The sequence below is a fragment of the Sulfitobacter sp. HI0040 genome, from assembly GCF_001634885.1.
GTDB lineage: Bacteria > Pseudomonadota > Alphaproteobacteria > Rhodobacterales > Rhodobacteraceae > Sulfitobacter.
Genome location: NZ_LWEX01000037.1, coordinates 1 through 12,884 on the forward strand (window position 1 = coordinate 1; position 12,884 = coordinate 12,884).

14 protein-coding genes and 1 pseudogene are annotated in these 12,884 nt (G+C 60.1%); 4 read left to right on the forward strand and 11 right to left on the reverse strand.

All coding sequences use genetic code 11. The annotated features are described in order from the left end of the window. Positions 1 to 139 precede the first annotated feature (139 nt). The 11 genes and pseudogenes from A3728_RS03835 to A3728_RS03880 form a co-directional block, all read right to left on the reverse strand. Entirely contained in the window at positions 140 to 946 is an 807-nt protein-coding gene (locus A3728_RS03835; protein WP_067920430.1) for an ABC transporter ATP-binding protein, read from the reverse strand. 36 nt (positions 947 to 982) lie between these two features. After that, entirely contained in the window at positions 983 to 1,837 is an 855-nt protein-coding gene (locus A3728_RS03840) for an SDR family oxidoreductase (RefSeq protein ID WP_067920432.1), read from the reverse strand. 105 nt (positions 1,838 to 1,942) lie between these two features. Then, positions 1,943 to 2,611 (reverse strand): acyl-CoA dehydrogenase family protein, encoded by a 669-nt coding sequence (locus A3728_RS23630; RefSeq protein WP_236630407.1) that lies wholly within the window; start codon positions 2,609 to 2,611, stop codon positions 1,943 to 1,945. Between the two features lie 8 nt (positions 2,612 to 2,619). Further along, entirely contained in the window at positions 2,620 to 2,946 is a 327-nt protein-coding gene (locus tag A3728_RS23635; protein WP_236630408.1) for an acyl-CoA dehydrogenase family protein, read from the reverse strand. A 115-nt stretch (positions 2,947 to 3,061) separates the two neighbouring features. Continuing rightward, positions 3,062 to 3,445, reverse strand: a complete 384-nt coding sequence (locus tag A3728_RS03850; protein ID WP_236630409.1) for a CoA transferase — start codon at positions 3,443 to 3,445, stop codon at positions 3,062 to 3,064. A 173-nt stretch (positions 3,446 to 3,618) separates the two neighbouring features. Next, positions 3,619 to 3,846 (reverse strand): annotated as a pseudogene (locus A3728_RS03855) (transposase domain-containing protein); the annotation flags it as partial. Positions 3,847 to 3,945: 99 nt separating this feature from the next. Beyond that, positions 3,946 to 7,026, reverse strand: coding sequence for an efflux RND transporter permease subunit (locus A3728_RS03860; RefSeq protein WP_067920438.1), 3,081 nt, complete (start codon positions 7,024 to 7,026; stop codon positions 3,946 to 3,948). Positions 7,027 to 7,054: 28 nt separating this feature from the next. Next, entirely contained in the window at positions 7,055 to 8,203 is a 1,149-nt protein-coding gene (locus tag A3728_RS03865) for an efflux RND transporter periplasmic adaptor subunit (protein ID WP_067920441.1), read from the reverse strand. After that, positions 8,190 to 8,729, reverse strand: coding sequence for a TetR/AcrR family transcriptional regulator (locus A3728_RS03870; protein WP_067920443.1), 540 nt, complete (start codon positions 8,727 to 8,729; stop codon positions 8,190 to 8,192). Before A3728_RS03870 ends, A3728_RS03865 begins: the two co-directional genes overlap by 14 nt. A 79-nt stretch (positions 8,730 to 8,808) precedes the next feature. Beyond that, positions 8,809 to 9,417 (reverse strand): TetR/AcrR family transcriptional regulator, encoded by a 609-nt coding sequence (locus tag A3728_RS03875; RefSeq protein ID WP_067920445.1) that lies wholly within the window; start codon positions 9,415 to 9,417, stop codon positions 8,809 to 8,811. Positions 9,418 to 9,656: 239 nt separating this feature from the next. Continuing rightward, a complete protein-coding gene (locus A3728_RS03880; RefSeq protein WP_236630410.1) occupies positions 9,657 to 10,010 on the reverse strand; it encodes a winged helix-turn-helix transcriptional regulator in 354 nt (117 codons plus the stop codon). A gap of 133 nt (positions 10,011 to 10,143) precedes the next feature. On the opposite strand from A3728_RS03880, the gene A3728_RS03885 reads away from it, so the two are divergent. The 4 genes from A3728_RS03885 to A3728_RS03900 all read left to right on the forward strand — a co-directional run bounded on the left by A3728_RS03885 (position 10,144) and on the right by A3728_RS03900 (position 12,884). Continuing rightward, entirely contained in the window at positions 10,144 to 10,551 is a 408-nt protein-coding gene (locus A3728_RS03885; RefSeq protein WP_067920447.1) for a DoxX family protein, read from the forward strand. 66 nt (positions 10,552 to 10,617) lie between these two features. Further along, complete coding sequence (locus A3728_RS03890; RefSeq protein WP_067920449.1) at positions 10,618 to 11,433, forward strand: DODA-type extradiol aromatic ring-opening family dioxygenase; 816 nt, start codon at positions 10,618 to 10,620, stop codon at positions 11,431 to 11,433. An 8-nt stretch (positions 11,434 to 11,441) separates the two neighbouring features. Continuing rightward, positions 11,442 to 11,939 carry a luciferase domain-containing protein gene (locus A3728_RS03895; protein WP_067920451.1) on the forward strand — a complete coding sequence of 166 codons (498 nt, stop codon included), beginning with the start codon at positions 11,442 to 11,444 and terminating at the stop codon, positions 11,937 to 11,939. A 42-nt stretch (positions 11,940 to 11,981) separates the two neighbouring features. Continuing rightward, entirely contained in the window at positions 11,982 to 12,884 is a 903-nt protein-coding gene (locus A3728_RS03900) for an NAD(P)H-binding protein (RefSeq protein WP_067920453.1), read from the forward strand.

A 12,884-nucleotide genomic window follows, 5' to 3' on the forward strand; every position in this document is an offset into this window, starting at 1 on the left:
GGCATATTCCGCCCAGGTGATTTCTTTCCATATCCCACGCTCTTTTTCGCGAAGCGCGACATCCTTTCCGTGGCGCGACGCGTTCCGCGCCAGCAGTGCACCGACCGTTTCGCCGCCTGAAGACCGGTTCTTCGTAAAATCAGCCATGCGACCCTCCGATATATGCCTCAATGACCCGCGGGTCTTTCACAACTTCCTTCGGGATGCCGCTTGCGATCATTTCGCCATAATTCAAGGCCAGCATCCGATCACAAATTCCGGTGATGACATCCATCTGGTGTTCGATCAGCAGTACGCTGACGCCGCGTTCGGCACGGGCATCCAGAATAAAGCGGGACATATACCCCTTTTCTTCCTGGTTCATGCCCGCCATCGGTTCATCGAGAATCAGCATCTGGGGCTCGGCCACCAATGCCCGCGCCAGCTCGACCCGTTTTTTCAACCCGATCGGAAGGCCATCGACCAAATCATGCCGGATGCTCTCGAGTTGTAGAAACTCGATCACCTCCTCGACGATTTTACGGTTCTCGATTTCTTCACGCTGTGCTGCCCACCAATAAAGCGCCGTGCGCAAAACGCCTGGGCTCATGTGGATGTGCCGCCCGAGCAGGATGTTGTCCAGAACGCTCATCCCGTTGAACAGGGCAAGATTCTGGAACGTCCGGGCAACCCCAAGCTTGGCAACCTTGTGAGGCGCTGTGCCCGTGATGTCTTTTCCTGCCAGCCGGATTTTGCCCTCGTTTGGCGGAAAAAATCCGGTAATTGCGTTCGTTAAGGTTGTCTTGCCGCTGCCATTCGGACCGACAAGTCCAAAGATTTCCCCTTCTCGAATAACGAGGTCCACACCGGTGACAGCGACGATGCCGCCGAACCGTCGTTCGACCCCGCTGCACTCCAGTATCGCCCCATCATCGGCTCCGATTGCTGTTTTACTCTTTATCGTCATCTAGATCCCATTGTCCCCTAAGAGTCACGGCCATAATCAGGTAATCCGGAAGTAGTCCGGCCGCCCCGTTGGCCATGGATCCCCCCACAATTGCTGCCCACCGTCGATGTTCAGAACTTCACCGGTTACGAATTTCCCTGAATTGGCCGCCATATAGACAACGCCTTCAGCGACATCCCATTCGTCCCCGGCGTGCCGCATCGGATTGGAGTCCTGGAAGGTCGCAGAACCCTCTGGAGGGTAGTTCCCGAAACCGTTGCTTTCGCAGCAACCCGGTGCCACGCAGTTCACTCGGATATCATGCTGGGCCCACTCTACCGCAACTGACTTGGACAGGTAGATAACCCCTGCCCGAGCCGCGCAGGTATGCGCGATGCCGGGCATACCGCGCCAGATATCCGCCACGATATTGATGACGGAGCCCGATTGCTTGTTGGCAACCCAGTGGCGCGCCGTGGATTGCATCATCCACCAGGTGCCGTTGAGGTTGGTGTCTATGACCGCATTCCAGCCCTTTGGACTGAACTCCAACGCAGCTTGCGGAAACTGACCCCCAGCATTGTTCACAAGAACGTCAATCGCCCCGAATTCCTGGTTCGTCTTAGCGACAAAGTCCTCGACCTGCTCAGGCTCCCGGATGGTCATAGGCACAGCGAAGACTTTACCCCCGAAACTTTCGAGGAACTCCCTCGCCAAAGCCAGTTTCTCTTCGTTGCGTCCATTGATCGCCAGATTGGCCCCGAGCCTCGCGAACAGGGTCGCAATTGCCAGCCCCAATCCGCCTCCAGCGCCGGTCACCACAACGGTTTTGCCGCTGAATAAATCGCTCGCGTAAACGGTTTCACGTTTCGACAGGTCCTCCATCGAAGACCCGAACTGCGTCTTATGCATGACGCCTCCTCCCATTCCCCTTAAGGGGCAGTTGTCACTAATCTAACGCGCGTTAGAAAATTGGTCAAGACACCTTTCCCCACCAGCCCCGCCCGTTATCTCAGATCAGTAAGGCCTTGGAAATCCAAGGGCTTTTTCTGGTATGAACAACAAACGCATCTGCGGTGTCACCGGTACGATGCGGAAAAGCAGAGCTTCCCGCACTAGCCGCTCCACGTAATATTCCTTGGCGTATCCGAATCCGCCAAATGTAATTTGCGCGACTTCGGTCGCCTCGACCGCGGCGGCCGCGGCCAAAAGCTTGGCAGCTTTCGCCTCGACGCCGCAGAGCTCTCCCGCATCGTAAAGGGCGGCGGCGTGCGTCACCATGAAATTGGCAGATTCCAGCCGCGCCCATGCCCAGGCCAGCGGATGCTGAACACCCTGGTTTTGGCCGATCGGGCGGTCAAAAATCACACGTTCGCTTGCATAATGCGCCGCGCGAACCAGTGCGTTGCGCGCAATACCAATACATTCGCCAGCCACCAGAATGCGTTCGGGATTTAACCCGAGCAGAGTTTGCCCAAAGCCTTTGCCCTCCTCCCCGATCAGGTCCTCAGCCGGAATCGGTAACCCATCGATGAAGACCTCGTTCGAATCGACAGCCTTTCGCCCCATCTTTTTGATCTCTCGCACATCAACGAAATCACGGTTTAGGTCAGTGTAGAACAGGCTCAGCCCTTCGGTCGGGCTGCTCACCTTCTCTAGCCGCGTTGTTCTGGCCAGAAGCAACATCTTGTCCGTCACCTGCGCGGTAGAAGTCCAGACTTCTTGTCCGTCCTCGACATATCTGTCCCCTGCCGCATTGCCATGGTCGTCAGCTTTGTGGTGTCTAACCCGGTCGCCGGTTCGGTCACGGCGAAACAGGCCTTTTCATCGCCTGCGATCAGCGGGCCAAGCATACGAGCGCGCTGCTCATCGGTCCCAAATTTCACCACCGGGTTGAGTCCGAAAATGTTCATGTGGATGGCCGAGGCTCCGCTCGCGCCAGCCCCCGACTCGGCGACTGCCTGCATCATGATGGTCGCCTCGGTGATCCCCAGACCCGCGCCGCCGACAGCTTCTGGCATGGCAATACCTGGCCAACCGCCATTGCCCTGTGCAGTTCACGGGGAAAACCACCGTTGCGATCCCGGTCCAGCCATTAGTCGCGAATCTCGTCTTGGTCGGCGGTCAATCGAAATGTCATGGCTCCCCCCCTCCTTCCAATCTTACGAGCCCAGCCTCACACAGGGCAGTGATCCGCTCATCGTTAAGACCAAGATCACGCAGAATGCTTTGGCTGTCTGCGCCAGGCGGCCGTCCCAGCCAACGAAGCTGACCGGCCGTCGCGCTGAGATGAGGGACCGGACCAAAGACCTGCGTCTGTTCGCCCACGACCGACACGATATCCCCGCGATGGCGTATCTGCTCGTTCGTCGTGATTTCCTCGACACTCAACACACGCGAGACAACGGCATCATGGCGCGCGATTTCCGCCTCCACTTCCTCAGCTGTGTGCTGCATGACAATGTCATTGATCGCATCGAAGACCACCATCATGTGCTGCGGCAACTCGCCGAGTGTCACAAGCCGGGGGAACTCCAATCTTCAGCTGACCAAGGGGGCCAGACATCCGCACTTTCGACTTTGCCAAGAATCTAATGGTTGTTCGGACTTTAGTGAGTGAGGTCGAAGGCGGACCTCAAGGTTCAAAGGTAATCAACTCCCGGAAAACGTAACCGCCCGGTTGTTACCGCGGATCAGTTCATTGGCGTCCAGTTCCATGGAAGCAGTTCGTTGAGCGGGTTGATCATGTGATCGCGGATGCGGTCGAGGATGTCGGCCAGCCAGGCTTGCGGATCGAGGCCGTTCATCTTGGCTGTCCCGACAAGGGTCATCGCCCGGGACAGCGTTTCGCCACCGCTGTCGGAGCCTGCGAAAAGCCAGTTCTTCCGCCCGATGCCGCTCGGGCGCATGACGCGCTCGGCGGTTTTCTCGAAGGCGCGCTTGAGGCGGCGGAACATGCCTACACCGTCCTTAAGACGGGTCAAGGGCGCTCAGAGACGCGCTTGTAACTGCATCTGCGTTCAGGCTGTCGCTGGGGAACCTGAAGGAGCGTTTTCTTTTTTGGGCGGCTTGATCCGGAAGAACAGTGCATAAAATACCGGCACCGCAACCAGCGTCAGGATCGAGGCGAACGCGAGGCCACCCATGATCGTCACGGCCATCGATGCGAAGAAGGCGTCTGGTAAGAGCGGAATCATACCGAAAATCGTTGTGCCTGCAGCCAGCACGACAGGCCTCAAACGGCTGACCGAGCCATCGATCACCGCCCTATAGTCCTCGACACCTTGGGCGCGCTGCTGATCGATTTCTTCCACCAGCACAATGGCATTCTTCATCAGCATCCCGGAAAGGGACAGGAAGCCGAGAAGCGCCGTGAACGTGAACGGGAGCCCCGTGAACAGCAGACCGAGAACCATGCCTGTGACCGACATGGGTACGACGAGCCACAATATCACCGGCTGGCGCACTTTGTTGAACATCAGGATCGAGATCGTCAGCATCACAATGAGGCTGATCGGAAGCTGCTTGCCGAGACTTTCGTTGGCCATTTGCTGGCTTTCGTATTCGCCACCCCACTCCATCGAATAGCCGTCGGGGAGCCGCATCGCTTCGATCTCGTCGCGCACGCTGTTGAAGGCCTCGTTCGCAGTCAGATCCGGTCGCGCGCCGCCAAGAGCGGTGATCGTTCGCGCTCGGTCGCGCCGGTGGATCAGCGCCTCGACGAGACGGGGCTCGAAGCTGGAGACGAGGTTGGCCATCGGCACATAGCCATTTGCACCTGGCGACCAGACGGAGAGATCGCGCAAACGATCCAGCCCGTCGCGCTCGACCTCGGGAAGCCGCAGATACATCGGGATTTCGGCATCGCCCTCGCGCAGGGTGCCCACCCGCAGGCCCGAGGTGCCGTATTGCACGGTGTCGGAAATCGATCCGCGAGTCGCACCGGCCAACCGCATGCGAGCCTCGTCGACGATGGGTTCGACGAGAATTTCGCGCTGCCGCCAGTCTGTGCGCGGGTTTGTGATCGTGCCGGCCTCGTCGTAGATCGCAAGCGCGTCATCCGATAGCTGCCGGAGGACCACCGGATCGGGTCCGGAGAACCGCACGGCGACATCGGCCCCGGAAGGCGGACCGAAGACGATCTCCTCGACGCGGATAAGAGCATTGGGGAATTGCGTCGGCAGTTCGCGATTGAGACGCGCCGCAACATCGGGGATGAGTGTGGCATCGGTCGCACGTACGATCAGCTGACCGTAGCTCGAATCGGCCTGCTCAGGGTTGTAGGTCAGCATGAAGCGGCTGGCCCCTCGCCCCACAAGCGTCGTCACGTCCGTCACGATCCCCTCGCCTAAGATGATCTCCTCGAGCCGGGCCATTTCTTTATTCGAGACTCGAATGTCCGTGCCTTGCGGCATCTGGAATTCGACGTAGAATATCGGGGTGTTCGACGCCGGAAAAAAAGCCTGCTTGACCTGGCCGAAGGCCATGACCGACCAGACCGTGATTCCGACGATCGTCAGGACGACGAGCACGCGAGCGCGCAGCGCCATCCAGAGGAAACCGCGATAGGCCGAATAGATGAAGCCACCATAGGGGTCCTTGGAGGTGTCTTTCGGTGCCTTCAGAAGGAGCTTACCCAAATAGGGCGTGACGGTCACGGCGAGTATCCAGCTCATCAGCAGCGAAATCGCGATTACCGCGAAAAGCGAGAACAGGAACTCGCCGGTGGCATCTGGCGATAGTCCAATTCCAGAGAACGCCATTATCCCGATCACGGTGGCCCCGAGCAGGGGAAACGCTGTCGCGGTCTCGGTATCGGCGGCGGCGTCTTCGGCGGACTTGCCCCGTGCCATGCCAATCAGCATGCCTTCGGCGATCACGATGGCGTTGTCGACCAGCATACCCATAGCGATGATCAGTGCCCCAAGACTAATCCGTTCCATCTCGATGCCGAAAACAGACATGAAGAAGAGCGTCGAGAGCACCGTGAGGCCCAGTGTCGCGCCCACGACGAGACCCGCGCGCCACCCCATGGTCAGCATCAGCGCCCCGATCACGATGGCCACGGATTGACCGAGGCTGACAAGAAAGCTCGAGACCGCTTCGTCGACGACCTTGTGCTGTTCATAGATCGGTACGATCTCGACGCCGTCCGGCAATTCGGTCTTCACTTGGTCCAGCCGTGCCTCGACCGATCTGCCGACCTCGACCACGTTGCGGTCCACGAGCGCCGAGACCCCAAGAGTGAAAGCTCGCGTGCCATTGTGACGCACGATCTGGCTCGGCCGCTCCGTCTCCTCTCGGACCACGCGGGCGATGTCGTAGAGCGCAATCTGCCCGACTTCTCCAGGAGAGCCGAGCCGCAGCGCCTCTATGCCCGCGACGCTGACATAACCCGGCGGAACGGACACACCCAGCCGCGACAGCCCCTCGCTGATCTCGCCGTTGGAGAAAACCTGGTTTTCGTCAGCGATGATACCGAGGATCTGGTCCGGCGGCAGCCCCAGTTCGGTCAGTCGCGCCGAAGGGACCGAGATGATGATCTCCTCCTCCGCCAGCCCCTGAACCTCGACCTTGGCCACGCCGTCGACGGTGACAAGTCCGCGACGCAATTTGGTCGCGAGTTCACGCTGGGCCGTGGGGCTCAACCCATCGGCCGTCACCGCATAGAACATGCCATAGACGTCGCCGAAATCGTCGTTGATAATCGGAGCTTGCGCACCAGCGGGGAGCTCTCCTTCGATGTCGCGGATACGGCGGCGCATCTCGTCCCAGACCTGCGGGATCTCGTCGGGCCCATAGGTCATCTCGATCTCGACCGTGATCTGGGCCATGCCCGGCATGGATTTCGATTCCACCCGGTCGAGCTGCTTCATCTGTTGGAGTGCGCTCTCCACGACATCGGCGACTTCCTCTTCCACTTCCATCGCGGTCGCGCCCGGATAGGGCACGAAAACGAGCGACGTCTTGAGCGTGAAACTCGGGTCTTCGAGGCGTCCGACCGTGTTCAGTCCCCACAAGCCGCCGAGAAGGCAAAAGACAATTGCCAGCCAAACGGCGACCGGACGTCGGATGCTTGCGCGTGAAATGCTCTTTGTCATGGTTTCGACTTGTCCGGTCCAGGGGTGTTCAGAGGCCGCGAACCGCGACCGGTTCGTTTTCCTTCAGGCGCCACCAACCGCCTGACACCACCAGTTCATCCCCGGCGAGTCCCTCAAGCACGACGATTTCATTGTCGTTGGGTAGCCCCAGCCGGATTGTCTTTCGGTATACCCGGCCGGAGTCTTTGTCGTAGAGCCAGACGGACGGCTCGCTCCGGCTCGTCGTGTCGATCGCCGAGACGGGAACCACTACCGACCGCGATTGCGCACCCTCCGCGGCGGCGGAGACGCGCACATTCGCCGTCATTCCGGGCAGCAAGCGCGGGTCGATGGCGCCCTCGATTGCAAACTCGACGTCATAGGTTTGGGCTGTGGGGTCCGCATCGGTCACGAACGTCCGCAGATAGAGAGTTGCGTCATATCCCGGCACGGCAGGGAAAGTCGCGGTTACCCTGAACGCATCGGGCTGGGCGCGTGCCATCGCGGCGAGTTCCTCGGGCAGCGAAATCCGGACCCGCATCTCGCTGATGTCCTGCAACCTGGCAATCGGAGCCGCAGGGGTTACGTTCGAAAACTCCTCCAGAAAGATGCGCGCGACAATGGCGTCGAAGGGCGCCGCGACCGTGGCTTGAGCCAGACGACGCTCCGCTTCCCGGAGGGCGACTTCCGCCTGAGCAAGCTGCGCGCGGGTCGTTTCGAGACGGGCGTCGGTCGCCACCCCCCTCTCGGTCAGACTCAACGCACGATCGTATTCGGATTTTGCGAGGTCGAAAGAGGCCTGTGCCCGGTCCAAGGCCAAGTCGAAATCGACCGGGTCGAGCGCAGCGATCAAATCGCCTTTCGCAACCCGAGTCCCAGCATCTACCGCGAGGTCGGAAAGCTGACCCGAAACCTGAAAGGCAATATCCACGGTCCGGGCGGGCTCCACACGACCTGCCAAGCTGCGCTCCCTATCACTATCGCGAAGCTCAGCGCGCGAAACTTCGACCGTGACCGGCTGGGCCATATCTTGCTCGGCGCTTCCTTGCGCATCGGCACCGGAAACCTCATCCGTAGTCTGCGCGAAGACCTTGGATGCGATGTCCGGGCTGAATTGCACGAGAAGGACAATGGCAAGCAGGAAGACGACCAATCCGGCGGCGCCTCCTCGGAAGTATCTGGTTCTATTCGAGCTCATCGATCATGTCCTTCAATCTGTCGATGACGGCGTCTTGCTGATCGGCATCACCATCCGCGAGGCGAAGGAGCCTCTGGAAACGAAGACCCTGGATTGCCAAAAAGAGAACCATCGCCGCAGTGTCGTCCTGCGAGTCCGAACGGATGCGCTCGACATCATGGGACAGCTCTCTTCTCAGCGGGTCCAGAAGATTCGGATCCGACGCCGAAACCGCGAGAATAGCCATCGAAAGGTCATCATCGGTGCTTCTGGCTTGCAGGACTGTCTCCAGATGACCGCGCAGGGTGCGGGAACTGTGTCCTTCCGGGACCGACGCCAGACGTTTGCGGTGCTCCGCGAGCATTTCGTCGAGCAGCCCGGCCAGAAGCGCCTTCTTGGTGGGGAAGTTGTACAAAACGCCACCCTTGCTGAGGCCGGATTTCCGAGCGACGGCGTCGATCGTGATCTTTCCCGCGCCTTCCCGCAGCGCAATCGCCCGCGCAGCGCCAAGAATCTTCGGCGAGGCGTTCTTCGGTTGCTTTTCCACTTGTGCAGTCACCCTGTACCGTCCGGTCGGTTAAGTCATTGGGTGAGCTAATGCGCTGCCCCGTATTTGGCAAGCGAGCTCAATCTGAAAATTTGTCTCTGTGGCCGCTACCGTAGAGTCGCAGGAATGCAGCGACCGCTTCGCCTGCATGTTTCTCGCGGTGGACTGGTCGTTTCACTGCGAGAAGGCGCGGCATAAGTAGCCCCGAAACGCAAAGGTGTATGAAGTGATCTGACGCGCGCCGGGCGTCATCGACATCGAGCGCGCCTTCGCGCGTAAGGCGCTCCAGAACCTGCCCGACGAGTTCGCGGGCCGGTTTCGGGCCTGCGCGAAAATACACCTCACCCACTTCGGGAAGCGCCTCGGAGGCGCCAATGCACGTTCGCAGGAGACGGATGTAGGTGTCGTCCAAGGTGAGGTCGACCATGCGCAGGGCGAGTTCTTCCAACTGGGCGCGCGGCTCCAAAGACGCGATCAAGGGCCGGAGGATTTCGTCCGCAAGCCGACCGCATTCGGATTCAACCACGCTCAGGAACAGTTGCTCCTTGGTCGGGTAATACGAATACATGGTTGCCTTCGAAACTTTTCCTTCAGCGGCAATCGCATCGACCGTGGCTCCTTCGTAACCGCATCGGAAGAAAACCTTGCGCGCACCAATCATGACGTCGGCCATTTTTCTCACGGGCATCTCGTTCTCTCTATCCGAGGCAGAACTAGGCGGTTACAAGCTTTACTGTACCGTCTAGTAAGTATAGTGGATAGAAGTTGATTTAGCAGCAAATCGTAAAGCTGTGCGGATCTACCCGACCAAGCGCCGCCTGGCGCGGCTTTGTCTAGCGCCGTTTTCAATTCGTCATGAACTTCGGGTCGGAGTCCGCCTGAGTTGTTCTCGGGCGCGGGATTATCCCGCTAACTGGAGGGGCACCGTCATTCCGCCGCGCTCGCGGTCCCGACAAAGGCACCCTCGGCCTCCCAGCGGCGTGCGATCGAGCCAAGCCTGTCCAGCACGCCGCGCAGTTCCGCGCCGCGCTCAGTCAGCCCGTATGTGACAGCGGGTGGGATGGTCATGGCCTGCTCGCGCCATACAACGCCAGCATGTTCCAGCATTCTTAGCCTCTCGGTCAGGACGCGAGTGGAAATTCCGGGCACCAAACGCTTGAGCGCGCCGAAACGCTGCGGTCCCTGCTCGGACAGAACCCAGAGTATATAGATCGTCCAAGGGCCTGTGATGACACGCAGAAGCGCCTCCATCGGGCATGAGGGGGGCTGGACTCTCTTCATCGTGGATAATCCTCGCGGTCCAGGTAAGATAGTTACTTTTAAGTGCCTACTTTCAAGAACGAAGCCAGACACCTAAAGATACTTAAAGCGGAAACAGCGGCTGAACAAGCCCTTGCAAACAAGGAGTATGGTGATGAGTGACAACGTGGCGAAGTATGTCTACTGGATCGCGACCGGCCTTGTGGCGCTGGTCTACCTGGGTGCGGCGACTTTCTACATCTCATCCCACGACATGGTCGCGGGCATGTATCGCGAGGTGTTGGGCTATCCCACATACATCATCTGGCCACTCGCGATTTTGAAGATCGTCGGCGCGGTGGTGATTCTCTGGCGCCCTTCGGCGATGCTGGCGGACTGGGCTTACGCGGCGATGTTCTGGCATCTGGTGCTGGCCTTCGGGGCGCATGTGGGCGCGGGTGATCCGGGCTGGCCACCGGCCCTGGCGACCTGGGTGCTCCTGATCGCCTCGTGGATGACTGCCAATCGCGTGCGTGCGGTCAAGTCGGCGTATGCGCCCGCGTTTCCGACAGCGGCGAATTGATCCGATGCGGAGTTGCCACGACGCTGGCCATCCACCCTCGGACTTGGGGCTCAAAGGGACGACAGAATGACCGAAAGGCAGCCGACAGTGTTTGTTACCCATGGAGGCGGCCCTTGCTTCTTCATGGACTGGAACCCGCCTGACACCTGGGACAGGCACCGCAGATTCCTTGAGGCTTTGCCTGCGAGCCTGCCGGCAAAGCCCAAGGCGCTTCTCGTGATCTCAGGCCATTGGGAGGAACGGGTGTTTACCGTGCAGACCAACCCCGCGCCGCCGCTGCTGTTCGACTATCAGGGGTTTCCCCCCCATACCTATCAGCTGACCTGGCCCGCGCCAGGCGATCCTACGCTGGCGGCCCGTGCAAGCGAGCTATTGAACGGCGCGGGGTTTGAAACCCGGGCCGACGCTGCGCGTGGCTTCGATCATGGGGTGTTCGTTCCGCTAAAGGTCGCTTTTCCTGAGGCCGACATCCCCACCGTCCAATTGAGCCTGCGCGACGATCTCGACGCTGAGGCGCATCTTGCTGCCGGTCGCGCGTTGGCGCCCTTGCGCGATGAAGGTGTGCTAATCATCGGGTCCGGCAACACCTATCACAACATGGGTAAAATGATTCGGGCGATGAGGGGCGGACCCGATGGCCCGGTGAACGGCGGCGACTTTGACCGATGGCTCACGGGTGCGGTGACCCATGAAGACCCCGGGGCGCGCCGCGCCATGCTGGCTGCTTGGGATCGGGCACCCGGCGCACGTGACGCCAATCCGCGCGAGGAACATCTAATTCCATTGCACGTCGTGGCCGGCGCCGCGCTTGCGGATCGGGGGAAAAAGACCCTCGAGGATCATGTATTGGGCGCGGTCGAAAGCGCGTTCAGATTTGGATAGGACCAGATATGTGCTTCGAACTTCCCTTGCGGCAGGGTCCGCGCCCCGAAACCACCGAGTGCGCCCCGCACGAGCAAGTGTCGCAGAACTCTTCGACCGAGATTCACGCGTTGTTCAAGGAGAAGGCCTTCGTCCTGCCCTTTGTCGAGCGTTGCCGATCGGGTATCTCGGTCCCCGGTGCCGAGGCATTGGTCCTGCCTCGGGAACATGCCTGCGGCCCGCGCGAAGCCTTCATGATCGGGCGGGAATTTGCCCATGTGCATCCCGCCTATGACGGTTCGTCGCACATGATGCTGCCGCTGGCGGCGGTCGAGGAACTCATCGCAAAAGGCTGGGGCGAACCGCACCCGATGGCGTCGACCGGATATATCCCGGCCAATGCGGTCATGGCCTTTGCGCCGCGCGATGAGGCAGAGATCGATGTGATGATCAAAATCCTGACCACAAGCTGGGGTTTCGCGCGCGGCAAGCTGGCGAATCCCGCCCCCATCCAAATCCACGATTGATCGCAAGCGCGCTTGCAGAAGTACCAAGACAGGAGAAATATCATGTCCAACATCCAGAGCGGCCCCTTCATTGTGACAGGCGCGTCCGGCCAACTTGGCCGGCAGGTGGTCGATCTGCTGGTTCAGGCAGGTGCCGGTCCGGTCATCGCGATCTCGCGCACCCCCGACAAGCTTGCCGATCTGGCGGGAAAAAAAGTCGAGGCGCGCGAGGGCGATTTCAACGACCCGGCTTCTCTTGAAGCAGCCTTCGCGGGCGGCAAGCGTCTTCTCGTCATTTCGACCGACGATCTGGAGCCGGGCAAGCGGCTCGCAGCTCATTCCAACGCGATTGCTGCGGCCAAGACGGTAGGTATCGACCACATCGTCTATACCTCCTTCGCAGGCCCGGTCGCGGAAAGTCCGATCGGATTCGCTCAAGACCACGAAGGGACCGAGAAGCTGATCACGGAAAGTGGGGCGGATCATACGATCCTGCGCAACAATATGTACACCGACTTTCTGTTGATGGGCGGCCAGCAGAGCGTCGCCATGGGCACGCATTTCGCCGCTGCGGCAGATGGCAAGACCGGGTATGTGACGCGGGCGGATTGCGCCCGTGCCGCAGCCGCGGCGCTTATGAAAGCTACGGGAAGGGAGACCCTCGATATCACCGGGCCGGAGACGGTCAGCCAGGCCGAAGTCGCGGCGATCTTGTCCGAAATTGCGGGTAAGGAAATCCCCTATGTCGCCCTGCCCACCGAGGATCTGGTGCAGGCGATGATCGCAAATGGAATACCGGAGTTCATGGCGAGGGTCTTTGCCTCCTTCGACGAAGCAATCGCGCAGGGCTATCTCGATGTGGCCAGCGGCGATCTCGAATCGCTCACCGGCAAGCCCGGACAATCGGTGGCCGATTTCCTGGCCGCTAACCGCGCGGCGCTTCTTCAGGCGCCGCAGGAACAATAA